The sequence below is a fragment of the Pedobacter sp. D749 genome (assembly GCF_019317285.1).
GTDB lineage: Bacteria > Bacteroidota > Bacteroidia > Sphingobacteriales > Sphingobacteriaceae > Pedobacter.
In genome coordinates, this window is sequence record NZ_CP079218.1 from 685,528 (window position 1) to 712,493 (window position 26,966).

The 26,966-nt window shown below is 38.8% G+C and carries 21 protein-coding genes; 5 read left to right on the forward strand and 16 right to left on the reverse strand.

All coding sequences use genetic code 11. The annotated features are described in order from the left end of the window. Window positions 1-471: 471 nt before the first annotated feature. Window positions 472-948 carry a nucleoside deaminase gene (locus KYH19_RS02805; RefSeq protein WP_132394950.1) on the reverse strand — a complete coding sequence of 159 codons (477 nt, stop codon included), beginning with the start codon at window positions 946-948 and terminating at the stop codon, window positions 472-474. A 100-nt stretch (window positions 949-1,048) separates the two neighbouring features. Beyond that, window positions 1,049-1,648, reverse strand: coding sequence for an OmpH family outer membrane protein (locus tag KYH19_RS02810; protein WP_132394949.1), 600 nt, complete (start codon window positions 1,646-1,648; stop codon window positions 1,049-1,051). An 891-nt stretch (window positions 1,649-2,539) separates the two neighbouring features. Between KYH19_RS02810 and gyrB the strand changes: the two genes are divergently transcribed. After that, entirely contained in the window at window positions 2,540-4,498 is a 1,959-nt protein-coding gene (gyrB, locus tag KYH19_RS02815; protein ID WP_121282553.1) for a DNA topoisomerase (ATP-hydrolyzing) subunit B, read from the forward strand. A gap of 354 nt (window positions 4,499-4,852) precedes the next feature. After that, entirely contained in the window at window positions 4,853-5,452 is a 600-nt protein-coding gene (locus tag KYH19_RS02820; protein ID WP_132394948.1) for a hypothetical protein, read from the forward strand. A gap of 148 nt (window positions 5,453-5,600) precedes the next feature. Here KYH19_RS02820 and KYH19_RS02825 read toward each other — a convergent pair whose 3' ends face one another. The 11 genes from KYH19_RS02825 to KYH19_RS02875 form a co-directional block, all read right to left on the reverse strand. Next, on the reverse strand, window positions 5,601-6,527 hold the full coding sequence (locus KYH19_RS02825; RefSeq protein WP_219077472.1) for a bestrophin family protein: 927 nt from the start codon (window positions 6,525-6,527) through the stop codon (window positions 5,601-5,603). A gap of 23 nt (window positions 6,528-6,550) precedes the next feature. After that, window positions 6,551-7,048: a hypothetical protein gene (locus KYH19_RS02830; protein WP_121282557.1), complete on the reverse strand. Its 498-nt coding sequence runs from the start codon at window positions 7,046-7,048 to the stop codon at window positions 6,551-6,553. Between the two features lie 420 nt (window positions 7,049-7,468). Then, window positions 7,469-8,821: a cell wall metabolism sensor histidine kinase WalK gene (locus KYH19_RS02835; protein WP_219077473.1), complete on the reverse strand. Its 1,353-nt coding sequence runs from the start codon at window positions 8,819-8,821 to the stop codon at window positions 7,469-7,471. Continuing rightward, window positions 8,822-9,499, reverse strand: coding sequence for a response regulator transcription factor (locus tag KYH19_RS02840; RefSeq protein WP_219077474.1), 678 nt, complete (start codon window positions 9,497-9,499; stop codon window positions 8,822-8,824). It abuts the gene before it with no gap. Window positions 9,500-9,927: 428 nt separating this feature from the next. Continuing rightward, complete coding sequence (locus KYH19_RS02845) at window positions 9,928-10,464, reverse strand: SRPBCC family protein (protein ID WP_219077475.1); 537 nt, start codon at window positions 10,462-10,464, stop codon at window positions 9,928-9,930. 60 nt (window positions 10,465-10,524) lie between these two features. Continuing rightward, complete coding sequence (locus KYH19_RS02850) at window positions 10,525-10,920, reverse strand: group III truncated hemoglobin (RefSeq protein WP_219077476.1); 396 nt, start codon at window positions 10,918-10,920, stop codon at window positions 10,525-10,527. Next, window positions 10,904-11,344 carry a hypothetical protein gene (locus KYH19_RS02855; protein WP_219077477.1) on the reverse strand — a complete coding sequence of 147 codons (441 nt, stop codon included), beginning with the start codon at window positions 11,342-11,344 and terminating at the stop codon, window positions 10,904-10,906. Before KYH19_RS02855 ends, KYH19_RS02850 begins: the two co-directional genes overlap by 17 nt. A gap of 64 nt (window positions 11,345-11,408) precedes the next feature. Then, a complete protein-coding gene (locus tag KYH19_RS02860) occupies window positions 11,409-11,834 on the reverse strand; it encodes an aspartyl protease family protein (RefSeq protein WP_219077478.1) in 426 nt (141 codons plus the stop codon). 58 nt (window positions 11,835-11,892) lie between these two features. After that, window positions 11,893-13,698, reverse strand: coding sequence for a S41 family peptidase (locus KYH19_RS02865; protein WP_219077479.1), 1,806 nt, complete (start codon window positions 13,696-13,698; stop codon window positions 11,893-11,895). A gap of 72 nt (window positions 13,699-13,770) precedes the next feature. Next, a complete protein-coding gene (locus KYH19_RS02870; RefSeq protein ID WP_219077480.1) occupies window positions 13,771-14,577 on the reverse strand; it encodes an AraC family transcriptional regulator in 807 nt (268 codons plus the stop codon). Between the two features lie 147 nt (window positions 14,578-14,724). Next, complete coding sequence (locus tag KYH19_RS02875) at window positions 14,725-15,663, reverse strand: malate dehydrogenase (protein WP_132394941.1); 939 nt, start codon at window positions 15,661-15,663, stop codon at window positions 14,725-14,727. Window positions 15,664-15,810: 147 nt separating this feature from the next. Between KYH19_RS02875 and KYH19_RS02880 the strand changes: the two genes are divergently transcribed. Further along, complete coding sequence (locus tag KYH19_RS02880; protein WP_132394940.1) at window positions 15,811-16,263, forward strand: lipocalin family protein; 453 nt, start codon at window positions 15,811-15,813, stop codon at window positions 16,261-16,263. 582 nt (window positions 16,264-16,845) lie between these two features. Here KYH19_RS02880 and KYH19_RS02885 read toward each other — a convergent pair. Then, window positions 16,846-17,541, reverse strand: coding sequence for a DUF6624 domain-containing protein (locus tag KYH19_RS02885; RefSeq protein WP_219077481.1), 696 nt, complete (start codon window positions 17,539-17,541; stop codon window positions 16,846-16,848). A 554-nt stretch (window positions 17,542-18,095) separates the two neighbouring features. Between KYH19_RS02885 and dnaE the strand changes: the two genes are divergently transcribed. Both dnaE and trxA read left to right on the forward strand, forming a co-directional pair. After that, entirely contained in the window at window positions 18,096-22,529 is a 4,434-nt protein-coding gene (gene dnaE, locus KYH19_RS02890; protein WP_219078861.1) for a DNA polymerase III subunit alpha, read from the forward strand. Window positions 22,530-22,684: 155 nt separating this feature from the next. Beyond that, the gene (gene trxA, locus KYH19_RS02895) at window positions 22,685-23,005 is read left to right on the forward strand and encodes a thioredoxin (RefSeq protein ID WP_132394938.1); all 321 of its coding nucleotides are present in this window, start codon (window positions 22,685-22,687) and stop codon (window positions 23,003-23,005) included. A gap of 133 nt (window positions 23,006-23,138) precedes the next feature. Here the strand turns inward: trxA and KYH19_RS02900 are convergent, their stop codons facing one another. Both KYH19_RS02900 and KYH19_RS02905 read right to left on the reverse strand, forming a co-directional pair. Next, window positions 23,139-24,419, reverse strand: coding sequence for a PepSY domain-containing protein (locus KYH19_RS02900; RefSeq protein ID WP_219077482.1), 1,281 nt, complete (start codon window positions 24,417-24,419; stop codon window positions 23,139-23,141). Between the two features lie 8 nt (window positions 24,420-24,427). Further along, window positions 24,428-26,950, reverse strand: a complete 2,523-nt coding sequence (locus tag KYH19_RS02905) for a TonB-dependent receptor (protein WP_219077483.1) — start codon at window positions 26,948-26,950, stop codon at window positions 24,428-24,430. Window positions 26,951-26,966 lie beyond the last annotated feature (16 nt).

The window sequence follows — 26,966 nt, forward strand, 5'->3', positions numbered from 1 at the left end:
AATTAAACAACAAAAGGTGCTGAATTATCGGCACCTTTTGTTGTTTAATAATCTACCCGCATTGAAGAAGTTTCTATAATTGATTTTTTGTCCGACTGCACAATCTTGCCTCGGCTCGCCGCCGCCGAAGGGCTCTTTCTTTTTGGTATCAAAAAGACCAGCGAAGCTAGCTTGAATGCCATTGAAAACATAAAGACACATGAAAAAACAAAAAATGCCGGCTGAAAATTTTTCTTTGGAAGCCGGTAGGTTGGCTGAGGCAGTGGAATCCGAAAAATTTGTTAGGCCGGAACTGAGTGGAACGGAGATACCGTGCTATGGACTAGCTGGGTGGAAATGCAAGTAGCAAATAAAGTGCTCAGCGAAGCTAAATAGATCTCCCTCTTAATTTAATTTTGGGCTTGCACTTCATCCGATTGCCATCGGATCTAGATGACAATTTTTCTTTTTGGATCTATCAATAATAACTTCTTAATAATCAATCCGCATTGCAGAAGTTTCCCATAATTTGAAAGCTGCCAAAGCTTCATCCCGCATCAGTTGGATTACCGGCAGGCTCCTTTTTTCCATCGGTTTATCTAATTCTTCATAAATAAACTTATCACTAAAACCAATGTTTTCGGCATCTGCCTTGGTATTTGCATAATAAATGGTATCAATCTTAGCCCAATAAATAGCACCCAAACACATAGGGCAGGGCTCGCAACTGGTATAAATTACACAGCCGCTTAAATCGAAAGTATTCAATTCGGTACAAGCCAACCTAATGGCTGAGACTTCGGCGTGTGCTGTAGGATCGTTGCTTGAAGTTACCTTATTGGCCGATTTAGCAATCAATTTGCCATCTTTCACCACCACAGCACCAAAAGGCCCGCCAATACTTTCACTTACATTCTGTACAGATAGGTCTATTGCCATCTGCATATATTCCTGATGTTGAGTCTCCATTTTATATCCTGATTAATCCCTTTGTCGTTAAAATTTAAAATAACAGCACAAAAAAAATGCCCCGATTATTCGGGGCATTCTGTTTTAAATATCTTTTAGCTTATTTTTTGCTGTATTCAGCATTTAAGCCTTTAATTACTTCCGAAGTAACATCTAAACTTTCGTCGGCAAATAAAATAGAACTGTTACCTTTTGAGTAAGTTAAAACCATTTTATAACCTTTTCCTTTAGCGTAACCTTTTAAATATTCTGCAACTTTATCATACAATTTTTCGTTTTCAGCAGCCTGCTCATTCTGTAAAGCACCGCCGGCATTTTGTTGGTAAGTTTGCAATTCCTGTTGCTTACGTGCTAAACGCTCTTCAGTGCTTTTACGTTGATCGGCAGATAAAGTTTGTGCCGATTGTTGGTATTGTGCCACCTCTCTTTGGAAAGCCTGACCTTTAGCCTGCATATCTGCCTGAGCATTTTTGCTCTTGCCTTCAAATTTCACTTTAAGATCTTTGAAGTATTCATATTTTGTAAGTAACGAGTCGGAGTTTACATACACAATTTTCTCAGTTGGAGAAACCGCTGCAGTAGTACCCTCTGTTTTTTTAGTTTCAGTAGTTTTAGTGTCTTTGTTCTGGCATGCAGAGAAAGCAGTTATCAAAGTTGCTGTTGCAAGTAAACCAAAGGTTTTAAAGGTTCTTCTTTCCATTCTTGTTTAATAAATTTTAGCAAACTTATATAAATTAGTTTTGATATGCAATTTAAAGAAACGCCTATTGCGGTACGAGGGTAGTTTTGCGTTTAGCGCATTGCGTAAAGCGTTTAATTTACTCAACGCTTGCCGCTCAATCTGATAGAGGTGATTTGAAAAGCAAAAACTGTGTTTCAAACGGCTGTTTGCCCCGCTGTCCGCTTTATTTCATGCCCGCTTACATCGGGTTTAGGTGGCAAGGCAGGTGTTACTATCCGGGGCTGCAGAGCGGCAAGAGCAAATTTAAAAATACCAAACGTTCCTACGGAACGAAAACACCAATTAAACAATTGGCTACCGATGAATCGTCCCTAACGGGACGGCAGAAAAGTATTGGTTAAAAACACCATGGCATGTCGTTAAGTTAGGCCCTGGCGCAGGTAACATCATTTAACCACAGATAAAAAGGATGCGCACAGATATAAAAATCCGTGTTTATCTGTGTACATCTGTGGTTAAAACCCTCGTCATAATGACACTATGCAGTGACGCGTTGGGCAATTGTTGCTATTGTGAAAAAAGCGTCCCGTAGGGATGCATGCCCGGTAGAAAAAAAAATGTAATATTTTTTCGTTCCGTAGGAACGTTTGGTGAATAATCCATTCATATTCAGCATTGTTTTTCCCACCTAAACCCGATTGAAATGAAAAGCTTCCGCTTCTTCAGCGGGACTTGTAATGGAAAGCGGGAGGAGACATGGATTGGAATGCGGGTTTTGCTTTCCAAACCTGATTTAAACCTGTTTCAATCGCTTTAACAGTAATCTCTTAACAGCTCAAAACTTATCCACATATTAGTTTAAATGCCAAAATTTCCGTATTTTTGATACTTATTGTTTTTAATTAAAATATGAGCGAAGAACAGGATTTAAAGTCAAATTATTCGGCAGATAATATACAGGTTTTAGAAGGTTTAGAAGCGGTGCGTAAGCGCCCTTCAATGTATATAGGTGATACTGGTGTTAAAGGTTTACACCATTTGGTTTACGAGGTTGTGGATAACTCTATTGATGAGGCTTTGGCCGGTCATGCAGATACCATCGACGTTCGCATTTTGGAAGGTAACTCTATCAGGGTTGAAGATAATGGTCGTGGTATTCCAACCGGAATCAATACAAAAGAAAACAAATCGGCGCTTGAAATCGTAATGACGGTTTTACACGCCGGTGGTAAATTTGATAAAGATACTTACAAGGTTTCAGGTGGTTTGCACGGTGTGGGGGTAAGTTGCGTTAATGCCTTATCTACCGATTTAAAAGCAGAAGTGCACCGTGAAGGTAAGATCTGGATGCAGGAGTATAAAATTGGTGTTCCACAGTATGATGTTAAAGAAGTTGGAACTACCGATAAGCGTGGTACAATTGTAACATTCACTCCGGATGAAACCATTTTTACCCAAACTACTGAATACAAATACGATACTTTAGCCAGTCGTTTACGCGAGTTATCTTTCTTGAATAAAGGAATTAAATTAACGTTAACCGATGAACGTGAGAAACTGGATGACGGTTCTTATTTTTCGGAAACTTTCCTTTCAGAAGGTGGTTTAAAAGAGTTTGTAGCCTTTTTAGATGATACCCGTACTTCGATTTTGGCCGAGCCGATTTATATAGAAGGAATTAAAAATGGTGTTCCTGTTGAGCTGGCTTTCCAGTATAATGATAGTTACTCAGAAAATGTTCACTCTTATGTAAACAACATCAATACGCATGAGGGTGGTACACACATTGCCGGTTTCCGTAGGGGCTTAACCCGTACTTTAAAAAACTATGCCGATAAGGAAGGTTTATTAAAGAATGTAAAAATGGAAATTACCGGTGATGACTTCAGGGAAGGATTAACCGCAGTAGTTTCGGTAAAAGTACAGGAACCACAATTTGAAGGACAAACCAAAACCAAACTGGGTAACAGTGAGGTAATGGGGTCTGTTGATATTGCAGTAGGAGAGGCTTTAGGTAATTACCTTGAGGAAAACCCGAAAGAAGCCAAAATGATTATCAATAAGGTAATCTTAGCGGCTACAGCGCGTGCAGCGGCCCGTAAAGCCCGCGAAATGGTTCAGCGGAAGAGTGTAATGGGTGGTTCAGGTTTGCCCGGTAAACTGGCCGATTGCTCAGACAGTGATCCCGAAAGATGTGAGATTTACCTGGTAGAGGGTGACTCGGCGGGTGGTACCGCTAAACAAGGTCGCGATAGAAACATTCAGGCCATTTTACCTTTAAAAGGTAAAATCCTGAACGTAGAGAAAGCGATGGAGCACAAAATTTACGAGAACGACGAGATCAAAAATATGTTTACGGCTATTGGGGTAAGTATTGGTACACCAGAGGATAATAAAGCATTAAACATGACTAAATTGCGTTATCACAAGATTGTAATCATGACGGATGCGGATATCGACGGTTCACACATTACTACGTTGATCTTAACTTTCTTCTACCGTTACATGAGGGCATTAATCGAAGCAGGTTATGTTTATATTGCTTCTCCACCGCTTTATCAGGTTAAAAAAGGTAAAGAATTTGAATATTGCTGGAATGATGTACAACGCGATGCTGCTGTACAACGTTTAAAAGGCGCAGGTAAAGAAGATAGTGTACATATTCAGCGTTATAAAGGTTTAGGTGAGATGAACGCAGAACAATTGTGGGAAACTACTTTAAACCCGGCAACACGTACTTTATTACAGGCTACTATCGAAAGTGCTGCAGAGTGCGATCATACTTTCTCTATGTTAATGGGCGATGAAGTTGCTCCTCGTAGAGAATTTATAGAGCGTAATGCAAAGTATGCGAAGATTGATGCTTAACCACTAAATCCCAAAAAGGGGAATTTAAAATACCAAACCTCTTCAAGATTTAACTTGAGGAGGTTTTTTTTGCCATATTCGTCATTGCGAGGCACGAAGCAATCTTAATGCTTTGGGTTTTACGTGCGAACGTTGTAGGATTGCTTCGTGCCTCGCAATGACGATCACTTTATCATGGTGTAAGATGTTACCATCTTACACCATATTGAATTTTTCTAGCTTGGATGAATTATGTTGTCATAAGTCAGATGGAAGCAGCTAACTTCACCCGAAAATAGGTTATTAATTTATCGCTATGTTATGAACATGTCGCTTTTTATTTTGTAAATTTATTTACACACAAATAAAATCAAAATGAAAAAAGCAGGAATTATTTTACTGCTATTATCGGGCTCGATAATAGTTAGTGCGCAGTCACAGCGTAAAAGTCAAAAAAACCATCCAACGGCTCAATTGTTGAAATTGAAGATTAACCCTAAGCTAAAATCTTCAACGGATTGTAAGACCTCAATAGCGATGCATCCGTATGTTACACATTCAGTTTTTAGTAAACCCGGAGATATTTCTACCATTGTTAATGCCAATGGAACCCATTTGACTGTGGTGAATAATGGGAATATGGCAACAATAGTTAATCCGGATGGTACGCATTCAACCGTCATCAAAAATGGTAACACATCTACTATTGTTAATCCAAATGGTACGCATTCAACCGTCATCAAAAATGTTAACACATCTACTATTGTTAATCCAGATGGTACGCATTCAACCGTCATCAAAAATGGTAACACATCTACTATTGTTAATCCAAATGGTTCACATTCTACCGTGATCAATAATGGAAATACATCTGTTATTGTAAATCCTAACGGAACACATTCTACTGTAATTAACAATGGAAGCACATCAATAATTGTTAATCCAGATGGAACACACACTGTAGTTGTAAATTAATTTAGCAATATAAAAAACAAAGCCATTCAAAAAATGAATGGCTTTTGTATTATACACGATTGCAAATGGCCGCTCTTTATCCAAAAAGAAACCACTGCGCTTAACTAACCATCTCAGTACTGAGATGTATTTTTAGGCTTTACGTTGACTACAAGATGTAGTAAGACCCAACTGGAGCCAATTCTGTTTGAGGTTTGTCCTCATATATTTTATTATCGTCTAACATCTGGCAAAGATCTCGTTCAATAGTTCTGCAGATTGTTGTTGTCGGAGTATCCGTAGGTTTATTCTCGAAGGGATCCTGAAGATGAACAGCCATTTTTTCTACCAATAAAAAGAACGCTGCAATAGCAACCACTAAAGGAACTTCCATGTAACCAAAATATTCGATCAATCCGAAAGGCAACAATACGATGAATAAATGGATCGACATATTGATATATTTGCTATACGTAACGGGGAAAACGGTGTTTTTAATTCTTTCCGATCCACCCATGTGGTTACATAAACCTGTTATCGTTTTGTCTATTTCTATCTGCTGGTATTTATTGATCCAGCCTTCCTGTAATGCCCTTTTTAAATCCATGGCATGTAATTCCAATATGGTTGTGGTTACATTTTTACGTTTCTTAACGAAGGCAACTTCTTCTGCGGAAAGGTATTCTTCCAAACCTTTTCGTGCATTAAAACCGCGCAACGATTGACTTAAGGCGTAACACCAGGCAATTTGTCGTTTAATAAACCTGGCCTTAAACTCCTCAATTTCGTCTAATCCATAAGGATTCTCAGTGAACGACAATATCTGGCGGGAGAGGGTTCTCGAATCGTTAACTATGGCGCCCCAAAGAATCCTAGCCTCCCACCATCTATCGTATGCCTGGTTAGACCGAAATGCCAATAGAAGCGAAATAATTGTTCCTAGTAAAGCTGGTACAGCAACAGGAATGGAAATGCGGGTAACGTGAAAATTCTCGTACAATACCACAATACCTATAGAGTAACCAATAACAAACAGGAGTTCTTTTTTGATCTTTCCGAATATATAGGTGAGCGGAATATTATTTCGTAATAGCATAATATAAAGTTTGAAGGTGATAATTAAGAATTTACTTCTTGCAACTGTGTTTCGTGTATTTTTGTGTCAATTAAGTTTTCGCTCGCATGAACTGTCAATGCATTTAATTGAATTACTGCACAGCCTGCCCGTTCCGTTAATATTTTAGGGTCGATGCTATATTTGTTGATTGGCGTAAAATTGTATTCTTTTAAATAGGCAATGCATTCTACATCAAAAGCTTCGATAAAGTTTTTGAAAGCCGCTACTGTACTTCCGTAAAAGTATTCGATTCCAATCGTATTAATCTGAGTAGGATACTTTGCTTTGGCTTGATTTATTTGCTGATAAAATTCGTCGCTCACATTTTCATAATCGCGGCTGCGGCGACTCAACATTAACATATCAGTGATCGAATCTGATAGTTTAAAGGCATGGACAAAAATGATGTTCAGACTTTCATTTTTTTGATGTTGAACTAACGCATCAATAATTTTAATGCTTTCTAATTTGAAGTCGGTTGGAACTAATACTGTTTTCATCGCTATATCTTGTTTAAATGAATTGAAATATTATTTATACAAGTTTAGCAGGATGTTATTATAGCGAAATAAGAGTGAGATTAGAACGAGATTAGAGTGTACTCCTTTTTGGAGTTAACGGTTTATTGGTTCATTTGTCAATAGTTCATTTGTGCGATAGAGACGCACGTGATTTTTATGATGATTGCTCTATTGATAAATTGTTCAATTGTGAGGGAGTGTGTACTTAAATACTTCCGCTCGGCTATCAGAACTAAAAACCTTAATGTTCTTAATTTCTTAATGATCAATGAATATAGGGTGAAAGGGGAATAATAACCATGAGCAACATCGAATTAAGCAATGGGCAGTGAAAAACTAAGCTATCAACCAGGAAATAGTTTACAAATGACCAATGAACTAACGAACCATTAAAACAAACTAACTCTTAATTGGCAATAAAACCTTAATCTCTGTTCCAACACCTTCTTGTGATTTAATACCGATACTGCCCCTGTGCAAACGAATGATATTGAGCGAAAGTGGTAGGCCAACACCATAACCTTTAAAATCGGAAGTGTTCGATGCCCTGTAGAAAGGTTCAAATATGTGTTGAATATCTGTTTGTGGAATACCGATGCCCCGATCGGTTACAGCAATAGAAAGCATATTCGCATTACTTTCTATACTAATGCTCACCAAATTCTCATTAGAATATTTGCAGGCATTATTTACAATATTGCTGATGGCCAGCTTTATCAGGTTTTTATTTACCCTAAGCGAAAGCAGTTCCTCATCGTCCGGAAGTTTGCTGAAATCGATCTCTATTTTACTGTTGGGATGTACCTGGTTTACTGAATCTTTAATTTCCCATAACAGTTCGTCCATTCTCACTTCTTCCCAGGGTTGGTTTTTTCCATTGAAACCAGATTGTGCCAAACCTAATAAACTGGTTAAGATATGTTCCAGCCTTTCTGCCTCATTTTTGATTTTTGCTAATGCTTTTTCCTGTTTAGCCCTATCTTCTATGGTTTTCATGGCGAGTTCTACCTCTCCACTAATGATGGTTAAGGGTGTTCTCAGCTCGTGTGAGGCATTACTGATAAAATTATTCTGCGTTTCGAAAGCTGTTTCCAAACGGTTGAGCATGTTATTGAAGGTTTGGGCCAATTGCGACATTTCATCATTTCCTTTTTTAACATCTAATCTTAAGTGTAAATTTTCAGCCTTTATTTTTTTTACACTTTTAATGATGTTTCGAAGCGGCATTAACATGTAATTGGAAAATTTCCATCCTACCACAAATGATAAGATTACAGAAAGAAAAAAGCCAATAATTAAAATTCTTTGCAGGTCTTTTAACTCCCGGAAGCCTACAGGATCATTTGCAGAAACAATAACGAGATATCCTCCGTTCGAATTTTTAAAGAATTTACCGGCATAGAAGTGATTTTCGGTGCGGTAGCGGGCTACATAACCGGACTTTATCCGATTATAAAAACTTGCGGGTAATTCGCGGTCTAGTTTATTGGTTGGTTTGCCTGCATCAATGATATATTCTTTTTCAGATGGCAAACGTTCCAGGTACCTATTGCGCATTTTTGCATACACTTTGTTGTTGTCATCTTCATATAGTTTAATTTGAGCAGCAATGTTAACCCTGGCTTCCAGGCGTTTATAAAAATCTTCGAAGGCGAAGTCGTTAGAAAAATACCAAACAAAACCACTTAATAAAGAAATAATAATTGCCGATAAAATGGCAAAGAGTAAAGTGATTTTTTTTGCTATCTCCATTTATTTTTCCCTTAATATATAACCTAAGCCTACGGCAGTATGGATAAGTTTTTGATCGGCATTTTTATCTATTTTTTTGCGAAGGTAATTAACATAAACATCAACCACATTGGTGCCAAGGTTAAAATCGATATCCCAAACGTTTTCTAAAATGTCTATCCTGGATAAAATTTTAGATTTGTTTTTGGCCATGTACTCAATTAGCCGATATTCTGTTGCTGTAAGTACAATTTCCTGTTGGTTTCGTTTTACCGTTTTTGCGCTTAAATTAATCTGGAGGTCTCCTACAGAAATAACCTGATCTTGTGAAGCCGAGCCATGATATCGCCTCAATAGCATTCTGACCCGCGCAAAAAGTTCAGCAAATTTGAATGGCTTTATTAAATAATCATCTGCACCATTATCCAGTCCGTTTACCACATTTTCGGTCGTACCCAAGGCCGTAAGCATAATAATGGGCGTATTTGGTTTTTGTTCTTTAATGATTTTGCAAAGTTCCAGTCCATTTATTCCGGGTAGCATGATGTCAAGAATAATCAGGTCGAACTGATTTTCTAAAGCCATCTGTTTCCCGATTAAACCATCAGGAGAAATACTTACGGTAAATCCCTCATCAGTTAAACCTCTCGAAATTACAGATACAACGCTCGGTTCATCTTCTACTAGTAATAAATTCATTTGTTAGCAAGTAATCTAAAAAATAGGGAATTACAAAATCTTAATAGGTAGTTAGTGGGTTTTTAATGTTTTTTAACGCAAAGCCGACACAATTGTTTGAATTATTGCAAATTGAAGCAAAAATAGCCTCTCGAAGAGAGGCTATGGATATTATTTCTCTTTTTTTTTAACCACAAAGATCACAGAGTGTAGGCACAGAGGACACAAAGTTTTTATGGTTTATTCGTCATCTTGATCCGATAGCTATTGGATCAAGTGAAGCGGAATGGAGATCTATCAAAGACAGATTTTGCTTCGCAGAGCCTTCGGGTTCTCGACTGCGTTGCACTCCGCTCGAAATGACGCCCTGCATGGGAGCTATACAGTATTTTCTACACTTTAGCCCCTGACTTCGGACGTCCGTCTTTCTGACTACTGAAAATGGAAGTTTAATCAAACCCCTTCTCTGATTTTTCTTTCAGGGATTTTAAACCGTTTTCAAAATCTTTGCCGATCATTTGATCCATAAATAAACCAAACCATTTATTGATTATTCCTTTGCTTTCGCCGCTCATTGTCCAGGTTACTTTATTTCCGTTTCCGGCTTTCTCTATATCGAAACGGGTATCTGCGATACTCTCCATGGGTTTGATAAATTTTAATTCCATATCAACCATCTTATTTGCATCTACTTTGTTAATCAGCATTTGTCCGGTGCCGCTTTTTTCTCCATTCCATTGATAAAGGTGACCAGGCTGAGCCGCAGTTCCAGTAATGGTGATCTTAGCTTGTGGATCCATTTTCGACCAGGCGTTCCACTTGTAGAATTCATTATAATCGGCAATGTTTTTGTAAATAACACTGTCTGGTGCTAGAATCGTGATCGTCCGATTAACGGAGTAATTTTTTGGTAGGAAAAAACTGCCTCCAATAATGATTATTGCCAATACGGCAATAATACCGAGTAAGATTTTGAGAAATTTCATAACAATTTAGTTTGGTTAACTAATTTATTAAGAAAGCAAGATAAATCAAAGTGAAATCAACTAAACAATTTTGATTTTCGACTGCGGGGAATTGATTTTAAAATGCATCAAATCAGCAATAGATTGGGCTTTTTGTTTAATCAGCTCTGCATTGGGACCTTCAAATAAATCGTCGACGTTATGGAAAAAGAGATTTTTCCATGTCTCAAATTGCTCGTGCTGTAGTGGAGTTCGTTCGTTCAATGCAAAATGGCTAAGCATGGGATTGCCTTTATAAATGGCCTTTCCGAAGAGAATGCTTTCCCAGAAATCGTACATTTTTGGAAGGTGGTGCGACCAATCTACCTTAGCTATGTCAGTGAATATTGGTCCAATCTGTTTGTTAAGCGCAACATTTTGATAAAACGTATCCACTAAGGAGATGATATCTGCTCTATTATCAATGTCTTTTTTCATCGTACAGTGATTTTAAACTTAAAAAACCCAAAACAATCAATGACAGGAATTTTATGGTGTCGATAATGATGTATAAAATATGGTGATAACTTTTGATTGGAGCATTACCTGCCAAAACCAGTTTTGCCCTTTCATCGAGCAATGGTAATAGCCAAAAAGTGTCTGCCATTAAAAGTATGGTAACCAGGAAAAGTAGAATACTACGGCTATTTTTTAAAGGTACGGGCAAGGAGCAGGCTAAAATGATGATAGCCAATACGATTTCAACTTTATTAAGGGCCTGGAAAACCAATTGACCGATTCCTAAACCAAGTGGAATTGTAATCCCCGGAGCCTGAAATTTTAAAGGCGCTTCCAAAAAACTAATTCCAGCGAGGAGCCCCGCCCAGAAAATAATACAGAAAATTCCAGTTAACTTTTTCATTTGATTGCAAATATCAGTTAAAGTGATACTTCAAAAATGACTTGCATCACAAAATGGTGATTTTTTACCTGTAAAGCCGCAATTGAAGTTTATTGTAATCGATAATCGCTTTGTACTGCATTAAAATATCGCCACCAATAATGCCCATAATAGGAGGGTGGCCGAACTGTTGATAAGTGTCGCTAACCGATTGCAGGTCGAAAGCAACGGTTTCGTAGGCTTTGATTTTTAAGGTGCCGATTTTTACCTCGGGTATAGTGGCCTGGATGGTTGTTGTGGTGGTGAAAAGGGTAGCTGCGTTTATCTCGTCTGATACCTGAAGCGTTTCTGATAAGTGTTGTTCAATTAAAGATTTATCGAAAACACTCCGCGATGCACCAGTATCCAGAACAGCAAGGTGTTTTTCTTTAAAAACAATAATTTCCACCAAAAGGTGGAAGCCGTCATCTTGTAAATTGATCAGTTTTAAGGGGATAGAGATGGCTTTCATAGCAAATATTTATCTGCCTAAAATAGGCTAATTACCCGAAAACCGTGTCAGAAGTTGGTTATTTGTTTTTAATGAGTTTTTTAACAAACTCCATTTCAGTATCGTAACCGTTTAAATATTCTTCAATTTTAGGCTGAACTTCGTAATCTGGCATTATACCATGACCGAATGGAATGCCGTTTTGTTTTTCTTCAACAACAAATTTAATAAGCGGAATACGGCCAGTTAATTTGGAATTAGGTAAAGTATAATGGATAAAATAGCCACTGGTATTTCCGTAATATCCACCGCCTGTTTCTTCGCCTATAAAATGCGCCTTCGTGTAGTTTTTCGCCAATGCAGCAAATTCCGAACCACCAGAAAAAGATAAACCACTGATTAGGATGTACACGTCGCCCATAAAATGATTTACCTGTGGAGTATCACTTTTATATTTTCCAGGTATGTCCAGATAACGCCCATCATTGCTGCGGTAAAATTCGCCCCTCAGTTCTTTCTCGAAATCATCCTGCGAACTTTTATCACGATATTCGGTATAATCGAGAAAGGAATAGGTAAAGGATGGAATTTCTGCATATTTGTATTTAAGATATTCTTTATCGATCAGGTACGACATCAGGTGATCTTCCATGCCTTGTGCACCGCCTTCGTTTTTCCTGATATCGACAACAAGGTGCTGTATTTTATGAGCTGCAATGTCTTGGAAACCATTTGCCAGAAATTCCTTAAAACCCTTTCTCCCGTCTTTGTAATTACTGGTCGAAAATGTATTCACCGTTAGCGTTGCTGTGCTGTTCAGCGTGTCGATCTTTAATGTGGCAGACTCTTTATAGCCGTAATTGAGGATAGATTTTGTTTCTTTTGATACAAATTTGCCATACTGTTTAAAACTCGATGCTGGTATCTGGCTAAAGCTAATCTTTTCGCTGGTTTTAGGGTTGATTAGTTCAAGATTAAATGCATTGGGCTGTTGTTCGAAAAAACGCAGGTAATATTTGGAGAAGGCCGTTTCTATCCAGCGGTATTTGCTTGTGGTATTGTAACCATCAGCTGGTTCTATGGTTAGAAATTGCTGCATGATGGTTTCAATACTATTTCCGTTAATTTTGGAAATCAGCATTCCTTTGGTTTTATAATTATCCAGATCATTCAGGATATAAACCCTTTTGTCTAGAATCTTTACTAAAAAAGGAAAGTACCTGCCGTTTTGCCTGATGTAATTATTCGTTTCCTCAGCAGGCTGAATCGCGCTATGTCCTTCTTTGGTATAGTTAACCACGGGAGCAACAAGCTGATAAAAATCCAAAGCGGTCATTTTATCCCTTATCTTGCTCTTTTGTACATTGCAGAGACTGTCGAATTGGGTATAGGTATTGTACCAAAGGCCAACATGTGTTTCTATAAAAGCATTTTTCAGGATATTAAAATCTTGCTCGAGGTCTTTGCAACTTAACTGTTTTAACTTTTTGGGCGGACTTTGAATCAAAACCGAATAATTACCTTCCTTTGCATTAGTTGTATCAGCTAAGGGTTTAACCGTGAGGGTGAAATTAGCTGTGCAATCGGGCGAGAAAACGATTTTTTCGCTGCCAAACCTGCCATTTGGCGAATCTACATCCTGTATGGTTTTTCCGTTATAATCTTTCAAACGGATTGTAACATCAATCCCTTTTTGTTCAACGGTTATCGAATAATAAAAGTCTTTCTTTAGCAGGAAACTGAATGAGGTTTCTTCGCCTTGCTTTAACGTTAAATCGGCTGTTACTTTGTCTACTTTAAGCGGAATCAGGTTTTTGCCAACCTGAGCATTTGCGGAAAGACTAAAAAATAAAAAAACAAGGATGGCGATGCTATCTTTTTTCATTTGTGTTTGATTGTGATAGCAAAAATAAAGCTTAAATGCCTGACGCTGTTGTACGATATTGCAATTGCTGGTTTAAGCCCTTTTATACTCGGAAGGTGTTACACCGGTAAAGCGTTTGAAGTGCCTTGATAGGTGTGCCACATCATAAAAGCCCGTTTCGATGGCAACATCCATCAAATCTGTTTCTTTGGTGATGAGTTTTTTACATTTTTCTATCCGCTGTAGCAGGATGTAATTGTTGGGTGTTAAACCTGTTTCGTGTTTAAATAAGCGCAGGAATTTATATTTATCCAATCCAAAACGTTTTGCAGTATCTGTTAAAGAAAATTTTTCCATCAGGTTTTCGCTGATAAAACTTTGAAACAGTGCTGTTTTTTTATATTCAAAAGGCAAGTTAATAGCATAACGCGCAACCAGTTTCTCTAAAACGCTAAGCAGTTTCTTTTCGAGGTTAACTTCCGGATTGTTAAAATGGTTGGATAAGTAATAAAAATTGCTGAAAATGTCCTGATCGTAGATGATCTTATCTTCAAAAAAAACGTCGCGGCCCTTGTTTAAGGTTTTGAGTACATCAGGCGAAACGTAGAAAGTGAAGAAAGAATTGCCCAGTTTATTATCGCAGGGAGTTGCATGCACTTCGTGTGGATTGGTGATTGAAAGTGTACCAATCGGTGCCTGTAAAAATTTATCGTTAAGTTTTGTGTAGAAAGTCTGATTTAAAATCAGTGCAATATTAAAGGTATCGTGTGTGTGGAAAGGGAAATCAATGGTGTGCTTTTTGGCGTTTAACAATTCCAGACCATCTAAAATGGGTATTTTATGGTAGGTGCTGATGTTGTGGGTATCAGCTAATATGTTATCTACACCTTTGATATTCAATTTTAAATTGTTTAAAATGAAGGGGCTTAAGATAGAATCGTCATCTCGACTGAAACGCAGTGGAATTGAGAGATCTATCTAGACGGATTTCTCTAGTTAGATTTCCCGACCTCGTTGCACTACGCTCGAAATGACGATTCTATAATGTTAAACCAGTTTCATTTCAGCCAGTACACTATTCATATTTCTTACTGCATCGGCACTTTTATTAAATGAGGCCTGCTCATCTTCTGTTAGTTTAAAATCAATAATTTTTTCCCAGCCGCTACGGCCAATAATTACCGGCACACCTAAGCAGATATCTTGTTGTCCGTATTCTCCTTCAAGCGAAACGCAACAGGTGAACAATTTTTTCTCATCACGTAAAATGGCTTCAACCAATGCGGCACCTGCAGCACCAGGTGCATACCATGCCGAAGTTCCGATTAAACCCGTTAAAGTAGCACCGCCAACCATAGTATCAGCAGCAACTTTATCGAGCGTAGCTTTATCCAACAAATTGCTTACCGGTAAACTTTGGTAAGTGGCTAAACGGGTTAGCGGGATCATGGTGGTATCGCCGTGACCGCCAATTACAAAACCCTGTAAATCGTTCGGGTTGCAACTTAAAGCCTGGGATAAATAGAACTTGAAACGTGAACTATCTAAAGTTCCGCCCATACCAATAATACGATGTTTAGGTAAACCTAACGATTTTAAGGCGAGATAAGTCATGGTATCCATCGGATTACTGATCACGATAAAGATCGCCTCTGGAGAGAATTTTAAAATATTTTCGGCAACGCCTTTAACAATACCCGCATTAATGCCGATCAGCTCTTCGCGGGTCATTCCTGGTTTACGTGGCAAACCCGAAGTAATAACTACCACATCAGAACCAGCGGTTTTGCTGTAATCGGCAGTTACCCCTGTAATTTTCGTGTCGAAGCCCAAAAGGGTAGCAGTTTGCATCATGTCGATTGCTTTACCTTCGGCAAAACCTTCTTTAATATCCAATAAAATAAGTTCGTTCGCTAATTCTTTGCGGGCAATATTATCTGCACAAGTGGCACCAACTGCGCCTGCGCCAACAACCGTTACTTTCATATATTTATATTTTTAGTGGTTTGCTATCGTTAATCTCTATCGAAGGTAGAAATAAATATAAGGTTTAAAAACGCTTTTCAAAACTTTATAATTTAATCGCGGTTTACTTAGTAAATACAAAACAGCGATTTTTTGTTCTAACAAATTATGGAAAACAAACCCATTTCTAATATCGATTACAAAGCCTTTGAGGGTAAATGGTATTCTTTATATTCTATCCCCACCTTAATGGATAAACATTGGAAGCAAACCACCGAAACTTATACGTTGGCGGACGATGATCATTTTGATGTGTACACCACTTACCATAAAGATGGAAAACCAGAAGAAAAATCGATTACTTCAAAGCTATTTTTTGACGAGGAAAAAGCTAATGGTGACATGAAAGCCCAGTTTTTATGGCCTTTTAAGATTGGTTATTGGATTATAGAACTGGCTGATGATTATAGTTATGTAGTGGTTGGGCATCCCGATGAAAAATACCTCTTTATCATGGCCCGTGAACCTAAAATGGAAGCCGATTTGTTGGTGCATATTATAGAACGATGCAGGCAGAAAGGATACGAGGTGAGTGAGTTGGTGAGCCAGGAGCACTTTTAAACAGTTTTCAGTTGGAGGTTTCAGTTTCGCATTAATAAAATGTTTGTCATTCTGAGGGATAATTTATTGGATAAAAATCAATAGAAATGACAGTATTAATCTACGCGTAAAAATCTCTCTGGTTACCGTCATTTCGAGCGGAGTGCAACGCAGTCGAGAAATCTAACTAAATAGATCTCTCCATTTCGCTGCGCTACAGTCGAGATGACGATTTTTCTATTGGGGCTGTCAATGGCAGCACAGCGAAGAATCTAATAATCATTTTAATTTCTAAAGATTTAACAATTCGGTATGGAAAGCAATTGCAGCAGCATCTAGGTTAATTCAGTCCCGCCACCGCTTCTGCCGATTGAAAAAATCGGCATCCCGCTACGGTCGGGTTTAGGTGGCGCCGACTGTGCTACTATCTGTTGTAAATAAACCCGATTGCAGTGAACATTCCGATCCTTCATCGGAATAAAACGAAAAGCGGGGCTGGAAACCGCCATGAAAAACCGAACCACTCATTTCCAAAAAATAAGAGGATAAAAAAAGGTCAAAATGATGATGAGTTCGGTACTAATGCTTTGAAAAGCCCTATCTTTAATTGGATGGTTTTGTAATTTTCTTGATCTCGTCCAGCGTATATACTTTATAAACAAAACCAAATCGCCTGGTGTTCTCTTCAACTGTTGTATCGAAACCTGCCTTCTTACGTCTTTGGTTTACATTTTTAGCATCTTTGATAGGGATAACATATTGGAAAAACTCCTTTTTACCTGTTTTGGAGTTAACAATCTGCAGAGAATAAACTTGTGTGCCATAAATCTGTTCCTTCCCTTCATTGCTTAGTTTTCTATCCAGCATCATGGCGGCATATTTAAAAGGTAATTCCCCACTTTTGCCCGCTTTTTCAATCAGCGGGTAATATTTTGGAATATTGCCAGGATTATGCTGTATTACATAAAACACTGTGGTATTTGCTGGCTCGCCAACAAGTGTTTTTCCGGGATAACCATATTTTGCAACAATGGCTTCAACTTTTTTAAGGTGAATGGAATCTATTTCCTTCATTATCATCCATTGACTTTTTTGAAGTACCTCTTTCGAAGAATTAAATAATGCTGCAATAGTGTCTTTGCTTTTTTCAGAGGTTTCTGTGTCTCCAAATTCTCTAATACCTTGATCAAGTTGTAAAATAGAATCGAGTTGCTTTTTTAATTCTATATTAATCTGCTTTTGCGCAGATGCCATTGAGATGGTTCCAAAGATGAAGATAGAGAGTAAAATGAATTTCATGGCGTATGTTGGCAATTTTGACTTTTAGTATATTCCTAAAATAATAGTTTTTTGATTGATATCTTTCTTGTTAAGCAAGTTTAACTTAATTTAACAAGCCGCTGGCATATCTTCCTCATTAAAAATGTTAAATACAAGATTAATTAACGCCCCCACTTAGATGCATTCAGGTGACTTAGGTGGTCAATATTATTTAGAAAAGACGGGTTCGGTGCTTTTAGGTTATGAAAGTCCCGCTATCCGCTTCAAAGCCTTGGCTCGTTCCTCACCTGCGGGTTTTACGCTGCTATCGGGTTTATTAAACAAAAGTCAGTTGTTTTAACATCCAGACCTCTCAAGGTTTTCAAAACCTGCGAGGTTTATTGCCTAATCCTCGTTTGCAAACGAGGACTATTTTAAGTTCTGTGTACATACTTTTGCATTGCAATAACGGAATATGTTTTCTTCTTTTCCACCACATTTTGTTGATAAAACGATGACAGCATCAACCCTCAAATTCCCTATTTTTGAAGAACCGTTATTATTCTACAACGGTTAATTCTTTGCCGCACAATATGTACTTAATTTTTGATACTGAAACCACGGGTTTGCCCCGCAATTACAATGCACCGATTACCGATACGGATAACTGGCCGCGTTGTATACAAATTGCCTGGCAATTGCACGACGAGATGGGGAGATTGGTTGAACATCAGGATTATCTGGTTAAACCAGAGGGATTTAATATCCCGTATGATGCCGAACGGATCCATGGAATCTCTACTGAACTGGCAGCCGAACAAGGTATCGGATTCGACGAAATGCTGGCCAAGTTTAACGAAGTTTTAAACAAAGCCAAATTTGTTGTAGGCCAGAATGTTGGCTTTGATGTGAACATTATGGGTTGCGAATTTCACCGTTTTGGTGTAGCCAACCGCCTGGCCGAAATGCCTGTTTTAGATACTTGTACAGAAGTTACCGCGCAGCTTTTACAATTGCCTGGAGGTAGGGGAGGTAAATTTAAACTGCCAACTTTAACTGAGCTGCACGCTTATTTGTTTGGTGCTCCTTTTAACGAAGCCCACAATGCTACTGCCGATGTGGAGGCAACCACGCGTTGTTTCCTGGAGCTGGTAAAAAGAGAGGTTTTCAAAAAAGAAGAACTGCTTGTTGATGTTGAATATTTCCCGCGTTTCAGGGAAGTAAATCCTGGCACTATTGAAGGTGTTGGTTTAAAACACATCAACCTAAAAGCTGCATCTGATGAAATCCGCAAACGCCAGCAAAAAACGGAAGGCAGCGGAATTTCTAAACAAACGCTGGCAGGTAATAAACAAGAACTTGCGGCGGCCACTTTTGTGCATTTGCATAACCACACCCAGTTTTCGGTTTTGCAAAGTACCATCAGTATCCCCGATCTGGTAAAAGCGGCAGCTGCACAAAAAATGCCTGCGGTAGCCATGACCGATCATGCGAATATGATGGGGGCTTTCCACTTTGTTAACAATGTTTTAAACCATAACAAAGCTGCCGAAGCTAAAAACGCAGCCGCTATTGAAGCGGGCGAGCGCCCAACTGAAGTAGTAATGACGCCTATTGTTGGGGTAGAATTTTTTGTTTGTAATAATCATTTAGACCGCACAGCAAAAGACAACGGTTACCAGATGGTATTGTTGGCGAAGAACAAAAAAGGCTATCATAATTTAGCTAAAATGTCGTCTATTGCCTATACCAAAGGTTTTTATTACGTTCCGCGTATCGATAGGCAGGTAATTGAACAGTACAAAGAAGATATTATTGTGCTTTCGGGAAACCTTTCGGGAGAGATTTCGAATAAAATATTAAACCTCGGCGAAAATCAGGCAGAAGAGGCTTTACTTTGGTGGAAAGCTCAATTTGGTGATGATTTTTACGTAGAGGTAATGCGCCACAACCAGGAAGATGAAGATCGTGTAAACGAAACTTTAATTGCCCTGGCCAATAAACATGCGGTTAAACTTGTAGCCACCAATAATACCTATTACATTAATAAAAAGGATGCCAACGCCCACGATATTTTACTTTGTGTAAAAGACGGTGAAAAACAGGCTACGCCGATTGGTCGAGGTCGCGGTTACCGTTATGGATTGCCAAACCAGGAATACTATTTCAAATCGGGCGATGAAATGAAGGCGCTTTTTGCCGACCTGCCCGAGGCGATCCTGAATATTCAGGAAATTCTTGATAAAATTGAAATTTACAAACTTGCCCGCGAGGTACTCTTACCGAAATTCGATATTCCTGAAGAATTTTTGGTTGCCGAGGATGAAGCCGATGGTGGAAAGCGCGGGGAGAATAAATTTTTACGCCATCTCACTTACGAGGGTGCCAAAAAACGTTATGGTACGTTAACCCCCGAAGTAACCGAACGTTTAGATTTTGAATTACAAACCATTGAAAAAACAGGTTATCCGGGTTATTTCCTGATCGTACAGGATTTTATTGCTGAAGCCCGCCGGAGAGACGTTTCTGTAGGTCCTGGGCGTGGTTCTGCTGCCGGTTCGGTGGTTGCCTACTGCCTGTGGATTACCAATATCGATCCGATTAAGTATGATCTCCTTTTTGAGCGTTTCTTAAATCCCGATCGTGTATCCATGCCCGATATCGATATCGATTTTGATGACGAGGGCCGGGGCCGCGTAATGGAATACGTAATCAATAAATACGGTTCCAGCCAGGTAGCGCAGATTATTACCTACGGAACCATGGCAGCAAAATCTTCTATCCGGGATACTGCCCGTGTATTGGATCTGCCACTTTTCGAGGCCGATAAAATTGCCAAGCTAATTCCGAATATGAAGCTGGCCAAAATCTTTACCCTTGATGAAAAGAGCTTAAAAGATGCTTTGCGCCCGGATGAATATGAACGTGTAGTAGAATTAAAAAACTTAGGCAGTTTAAAAGATTTAAGTGCCGAAACCATACAACAGGCACAAATTTTAGAAGGATCGTTAAGAAATACGGGTATCCATGCCTGCGGAGTAATTATTACACCGAGCGATATTACCAATTTCGTTCCCGTATCCGTAGCCAAAGATTCTGATCTATATGTTACCCAATTTGATAACTCCGTTGTAGAAAGCGCAGGTTTACTAAAAATGGACTTCCTGGGGTTAAAAACCTTAACCCTGATTAAGGATACTGTAAAACTGGTAAAGAAACGACATGGCATCGACCTTAATCCGGATGATTTCCCGATTGATGATGTAATGACTTACGAGCTTTTCCAGCGTGGCGAAACCATCGGTATCTTCCAGTACGAGAGTCCGGGTATGCAGAAGTACATGAAAGAGCTTAAGCCAACGGTTTTCGACGATTTAATTGCGATGAACGCACTATATCGCCCGGGACCGATGGAGTATATTCCAAGTTTCGTTCGCCGTAAAAATGGTGAAGAGGAAATTAAGTACGATTTGGATGCCTGCGAAGAGTATTTGAAAGAAACCTACGGGATTACGGTTTACCAGGAACAGGTAATGCTTTTATCGCAGAAACTGGCCGGATTTACAAAAGGTGAGGCCGACGTACTGCGTAAGGCGATGGGTAAGAAACAGAAAGACGTTCTGGATAAAATGAAACCAAAATTTGTGAAACAAGCGGCCGAAAAAGGTCATGATGCCACAACTTTAGAAAAAATATGGAAAGATTGGGAAGCATTTGCATCCTACGCTTTCAACAAATCGCACTCTACCTGTTATGCATGGATTGCCTATCAAACGGCCTACTTAAAAGCACATTATCCTGCTGAATATATGGCTGCGGTACTTTCCAATAACATGAGTGATATTAAACAGGTGGCTTTCTTTATGGAAGAATGTCGCCAGATGAGTGTTACCGTATTAGGTCCGGATGTTAATGAATCTGATCTTAAATTTTCGGTTAATGCCAAAGGCGAAGTTCGTTTTGGAATGTCGGCAGTAAAAGGTGTAGGTGAAAAAGCGGTAGAAAGTATTATTGAAGAAAGACTGGCAAATGGGCCTTACAATACTGTGTACGATTTTGCTAAGCGCTCTAATACCCGGATTGTAAATAAAAAGGCTTACGAGAGTTTTGTATACAGTGGGGCCTTCGATGCATTTGGCGGACACCGGGCGCAGTATTTTTATATCGGCCCTAATGATAAAATGAATGGCATTGAAAAGATTATTAAATATGCCAACGATTTTCAGAACAATGAAAGCACTTCGCAGGCTTCGCTTTTCGGTGGATCAAAAGCTGATCTGATTTTAGAGCCAAGTTTGCCTGTTTCTCCGGAGTGGGCTTTAATGGACAGGTTGAAATATGAAAAAGATGCGATCGGGATTTTCCTTTCCGGTCACCCGTTGGATAACTATAAACTCGAACTCGATAAATTCTGCACCCATGGCGTTAGGCAGCTTAGTATCATTAACAAGGTACGCATGGGCGATAACAATGAAGAGGTTCTGGCCGAATTCGAAAAACTTAAAAACCGTGAGCTTTGCGTAGGTGGCTTAGTGGTAGTGGCATCGCAACGCATTACCAAAACCGGTAAGCCTTTCGGAACTTTTGTTTTCGAAGACTATGAAGACGCCAGCGAAATGGCCTTGTTTGGTGAAGATTTTCTAAAATTTAAATCGTTTTTAACCGAAGGGTATTTCCTGCAAATCAGGGGAAGAGTAGGCGAACGTTTTGGAAAAGCAGGCGATTGGGAGTTTAAAATTACTGCAATCAACCTGATGTCCGAATTGCGGGATAAATTAGCGAAGAGTTTAACGATCCAGGTACCTATTGAGCGGGTTAACGATCAGTTAATGCGGGAAATTGAGGCGATATTAGCAGACAATAAGGCAAACTCCGAACAACAGAACTGCCAACTTAACTTCGCTGTTTTTGATAGCGAAAAGCAGATTATGCTCGATTTACCTTCGAAAAATTTAAAAATAAACCCCAACAACAAGTTCTTAGAACAATTGATGGGAATGAATGTTGTAAATTACAAGCTGAACTAGCGTTTGGTGTTTGGCGCTTGGCGTTTTGGGTTTATCGAACGCCTAGCGCTGTCCGCTTGGCGCTCACCGCTTTTACCAAAATAATGTCAAATTGACATTACAGATGTTATGGCATTACAATTGAATACATATATTTGAACATAAAAAAAATAATTATGGCATTAGAAATCACAGATGCAAACTTCGAGGAGCTTGTATTAAAATCAGATAAACCCGTATTAGTAGATTTTTGGGCAGAATGGTGTGGCCCTTGTCGCATGGTTGGTCCGGTAGTAGAAGAAATCGCAAAAGAATATGATGGTAGAGCGGTAGTTGGAAAAGTAAACGTTGATAACAATCCTCAAATTTCAATGCAGTTTGGTATCCGTAACATCCCGGCTTTATTATACTTTAAAGATGGTCAGGTTGTAGATAAACAAGTTGGTGCTGTTCCAAAATCAGTATTGGCTGAGAAATTAAATAAACAGATCGCTTAAGTGAGGTAAATTCAAAACCAATACTTAATATATTAAAAAACCTCGGAATCAATCATATTGGTTCCGAGGTTTTTTATTTAATAGCTGACTGAGATAGTTACAATCACTGAATATCTATCGTGCTGCTACCTGATCACACCAGTTCTTTTTCCCGATGCTGGATTTTTTTTGCCAGATCGGAAGTAAGTGATTCAGGTTGTTTTTCTTTTTTTACAGTTTTCTTCTTTTTGAATTTGCGTCCATACCACACTAAAAATCCGGTTATTGGAAGGCTCGCACCAATAAGCGTAACTAAGAACGCCAATACTTTACCTGGAAAACCTAAAATACTGCCTACATGGATATCATAGTTCATTTTACGTAGTTTTTCACTGGCTGATGCCTTTTCATAAGGAACAGAATAAGGATCTAAACGTTTAATTTGTTGAAGCGAATGCTGATCAAAACTATAACTTGCTCTATTATAAAACTGACCCTTACTCGGGTAAACTGAAATATCGATTACTGCTTTCGCATTTGAAGTATCGGGAAAGCTGTAATAAAATCCCATAGATTTAGGATTTTCCTTAATCACAATAGCCCATGCGGCATCAATAGCTTTCGAAGGCGTATAATGTTTTCCTTTTTGTAAGGAATCTGATTCTATTTTTTTGAATTCCGATAATTTTTCTCCTCCGGAAGATACCCAATAAAGGCCTTCGCTATACCATTTAATGCCGTAAACCATACCCGTAAGCGCAATTGCAGCAAGAAACAACAAAGCGTAGAAGCCCAGTACATTGTGTAAATCTAAATTTAGCCTTTTGAAGGAAGCTCCCCATTTAATTTTAAAACTTTTGTCGCGGGTTGATTTATTCCATTTTTTAGGGTACCACCAAATTAATCCGGTAATGAGTAATACCACAAAAATCAATGTGCCATAGTTAACAATTGGCCTGCCGATTTTTGGAGACATCCACAGGAAACGATGGCCGTTTAATATGAATCTGAAAAAATCAGTTTCTCCCTTTTGATGTACGGTTTTGCTAATCACCTCGCCGGTATAAGGATTGATTTTTAAAACGGTGTTTCCGCTGCGACGGTCGGTGGTGCCGGCCTTGCGTAAACTTAACGTAATTGCTGTTCCCTGTTGGTAGTTGGCATAGGATGGAACCAATTTGGGGCTAGCTTTTGCAGCAATTGCAGTGAGCTGGCCAGGTGAAAGTACTGGTTTGTTTTGCCATTTAACTTGTGTTTTTGGCTCGAGCAAACCAGTAATTTCTTCATTAAATACCCAAATACAGCCAGTTATACATACAATCAAAACGATTACGCCAGAGGCTAAACCTAACCATAAATGAAGCCAGTTATTAATTCTTTTAAATAACGTATCCTTTGACTTTTTCTTAGTTGCTGCTTGTTTGGTCGTATTCATTTTTTAGCTTATTTAAACTTATAAGTCACACTTAATCTAGCGTTTCTTGGAACTTCGTAGATGTAGGTATAGTAGGAAACAGCTGTTGCAGTAGGGGCCGCAACAGCTGTGTACGAACCTTGTGTTAACAATCTGCGATCTAGCAAATTGTTGATTAATAAGGAGATGTTAAATTTGCCTTTCTCATAACTTGCTCCGGCATCAAAACGGTAGTATTCTGGCAACTGAAAAGGAACTGCGATACTGCCTGCATTTCTTCCGATTTGAATTTGGTAACCACCATTTAAACCAAAGCCATTTAAAATGGAGCCTTGTTTTTTAAAACGATAAGATAACCAGCCATTTGTAATATGTTTAACAGAACCGGCAACAGGGCGGTCGATGTATAAAGGATTAGTATCTTCTGTTACTTTTGTCTTTGTATAAGCATAGTTAAGAATTAGGTTTAAGCCGTTAACTATCTCTCCGGCAATATCTAACTCAAAACCTCTGAAACGCTGCTCACCTAGCTGTACGCTAATGTTAGTAGGGTAATTCCCTGTTCCTGATGGAAGTGCCAATCCCCTTCTCGGATCTGCTGCAAGCACATTTTTCTTTGTAATCTGATAAATTGCAGCAGTTGCATTCCATTTGCCATCTAACCAGTCTTTTTTCAGCCCAAGTTCAATGTTATTTCCTCTAACAGGTTTAAAGGTGTTTCCTTCAAAATCCTGACCACCCTGAGGTAAAAAACTCTGGTCATAAAGCGTATATGCAGAGAAGTCCTTTAAGATGGAGTAGCTTAAACCTAATCGTGGACTAAATGCATTGTCGGAGATTTGGGTTAATGCTGTTTTTCCCACGGTAACGGCATGTGTAAAGCGGCCAGCCAGGGTTAAACGCAATTTCTCATCGAGCATTCTAATTTCGTCCTGTAAGTAAATTCCTGTGTAGGTTAAATTGGTTAAATATGGAAGGTTTGCTGGTAAACCCGAACGGACCTGAATACTTTTTGAACGATCGAATACTGGAATATTAGCAGTTGGAATGCCATAAGTTGGGTTATAAATATTAAAAACTGTGGTTCCTGCTAATTTCAAGTCAGGTTCTTGTACACTTGCAAAATCACCCCAGGTTTTTAAATTTCCAAAATCAACGCCTGTCATTACGCGGTGTATAACGGATCCTGTGGTTACATCTCCCATAATGCTTACCTGTGCATTTTTATTAATTGCCAATTCTTCACTGATGTTCAGGTATCTTTTCATGTCACCATTTGGTGCAATTGTAGATGGCCATGGTGTGCCACCTTTTAAACCATAACTAACATAAGCTACCTGAGCATTAAGTTTCCAGGTTTGATTTAACTTATGGTTAAAATATAAGGTTATATTATGGTCAGACAGTTTATTTGGGTCAAGTGCCGGATCTCCAATAAAAAAGCTGGGATCGGTATCTCCCAATCCTTTTGGCGAAAAGCCATAGGTTGAGAGGGCTTGTGCTTCAACATGTTGTGTGGTGTACTCAGCCGTAATTATGGTATTGCTATCTATTTGGTAACTGATAACCGGAGCAATAATATATTTATCGGTATAGTTATATTTGTTATAACTTCCTTTTGTTTGTGCGGCAACATTTAACCTATATAATAGTCTTCCATCTTTAGAAAGTTTGCCGTCCAGATCAACCGCCACACGGGCCAGGTTGAAACCTCCACCACTTAAGCTCACTGAACTTTTGTTTTGCCCCGTAGGTTTTTTGGTTACCACATTATAAATTCCGCCTGGCTCGCCATTGGCCATCATAAAGCCAGATGGCCCTTTAATAAATTCAATCCGATCGATGGTTGCTGCGTCATCAGCAAGCGGGCCCCATGGCATTTTCATGTTCATCCCATTTCTGAATGCTGGAATCGTAGTGCCACGGGTAGAAATGTTTGCATATTGAGCATCCCAATGGCCAGTACGTACAGTACCACTAACATTTCGTGTAACACCATCTACTATATCAAATACTTGTTGATCTGCAAGAAGTTTATCTGTAACCACCCGGATATTTTGTGGAACCTCGATTAGGGGAGACTGTAGCCTAAGTGAAGAAGACACCTTATCTACTTTATATTTTTTTGTATTGGTGTTTATTTGTACGGTCTCCAATTCTAAGCGATTTTCATTTAAAGAAAAATCAGCTACTACAACAGCCCCATCTGTTACTGTAATCTGTTTTTCTTTGGGATATAATCCAACTGCAGAAACAACGAGGGTATAAGTGCCTGCAGGAACTCTTCTAATATGGTATTCGCCGTCCTCATTGGTTAATGTTCCAAATTTTGTACCCTTCAATCCGATTGAAACCTGGGAAGCCACACTTCCATCTGATGTGGTAATTCTGCCGCGAACAGCGCCATATTTCTGATCTTCCTTTAAAATAGAAGAATGAGTGCCTTTTTTTAAATGTAGCGTAGCCTCAGATCCTGTTGAATCTGGTAAAGCGTTGGCAACGAACGCAAAAGTGCACATTGCACCAAACAGTAAAATTTTTTTAAATTGCATTACTTTTAATTGACGT

Coding starts and splice junctions, on each gene's coding strand:
- KYH19_RS02805 (WP_132394950.1), bottom strand. CDS start 948: ATGGAGACTCAACATCAGGAATATATGCAGATGGCAATAGACCTATCT.
- KYH19_RS02810 (WP_132394949.1), bottom strand. CDS start 1,648: ATGGAAAGAAGAACCTTTAAAACCTTTGGTTTACTTGCAACAGCAACT.
- gyrB (WP_121282553.1), top strand. CDS start 2,540: ATGAGCGAAGAACAGGATTTAAAGTCAAATTATTCGGCAGATAATATA.
- KYH19_RS02820 (WP_132394948.1), top strand. CDS start 4,853: ATGAAAAAAGCAGGAATTATTTTACTGCTATTATCGGGCTCGATAATA.
- KYH19_RS02825 (WP_219077472.1), bottom strand. CDS start 6,527: ATGCTATTACGAAATAATATTCCGCTCACCTATATATTCGGAAAGATC.
- KYH19_RS02830 (WP_121282557.1), bottom strand. CDS start 7,048: ATGAAAACAGTATTAGTTCCAACCGACTTCAAATTAGAAAGCATTAAA.
- KYH19_RS02835 (WP_219077473.1), bottom strand. CDS start 8,821: ATGGAGATAGCAAAAAAAATCACTTTACTCTTTGCCATTTTATCGGCA.
- KYH19_RS02840 (WP_219077474.1), bottom strand. CDS start 9,499: ATGAATTTATTACTAGTAGAAGATGAACCGAGCGTTGTATCTGTAATT.
- KYH19_RS02845 (WP_219077475.1), bottom strand. CDS start 10,464: ATGAAATTTCTCAAAATCTTACTCGGTATTATTGCCGTATTGGCAATA.
- KYH19_RS02850 (WP_219077476.1), bottom strand. CDS start 10,920: ATGAAAAAAGACATTGATAATAGAGCAGATATCATCTCCTTAGTGGAT.
- KYH19_RS02855 (WP_219077477.1), bottom strand. CDS start 11,344: ATGAAAAAGTTAACTGGAATTTTCTGTATTATTTTCTGGGCGGGGCTC.
- KYH19_RS02860 (WP_219077478.1), bottom strand. CDS start 11,834: ATGAAAGCCATCTCTATCCCCTTAAAACTGATCAATTTACAAGATGAC.
- KYH19_RS02865 (WP_219077479.1), bottom strand. CDS start 13,698: ATGAAAAAAGATAGCATCGCCATCCTTGTTTTTTTATTTTTTAGTCTT.
- KYH19_RS02875 (WP_132394941.1), bottom strand. CDS start 15,663: ATGAAAGTAACGGTTGTTGGCGCAGGCGCAGTTGGTGCCACTTGTGCA.
- KYH19_RS02880 (WP_132394940.1), top strand. CDS start 15,811: ATGGAAAACAAACCCATTTCTAATATCGATTACAAAGCCTTTGAGGGT.
- KYH19_RS02885 (WP_219077481.1), bottom strand. CDS start 17,541: ATGAAATTCATTTTACTCTCTATCTTCATCTTTGGAACCATCTCAATG.
- dnaE (WP_219078861.1), top strand. CDS start 18,096: ATGTACTTAATTTTTGATACTGAAACCACGGGTTTGCCCCGCAATTAC.
- trxA (WP_132394938.1), top strand. CDS start 22,685: ATGGCATTAGAAATCACAGATGCAAACTTCGAGGAGCTTGTATTAAAA.
- KYH19_RS02900 (WP_219077482.1), bottom strand. CDS start 24,419: ATGAATACGACCAAACAAGCAGCAACTAAGAAAAAGTCAAAGGATACG.
- KYH19_RS02905 (WP_219077483.1), bottom strand. CDS start 26,950: ATGCAATTTAAAAAAATTTTACTGTTTGGTGCAATGTGCACTTTTGCG.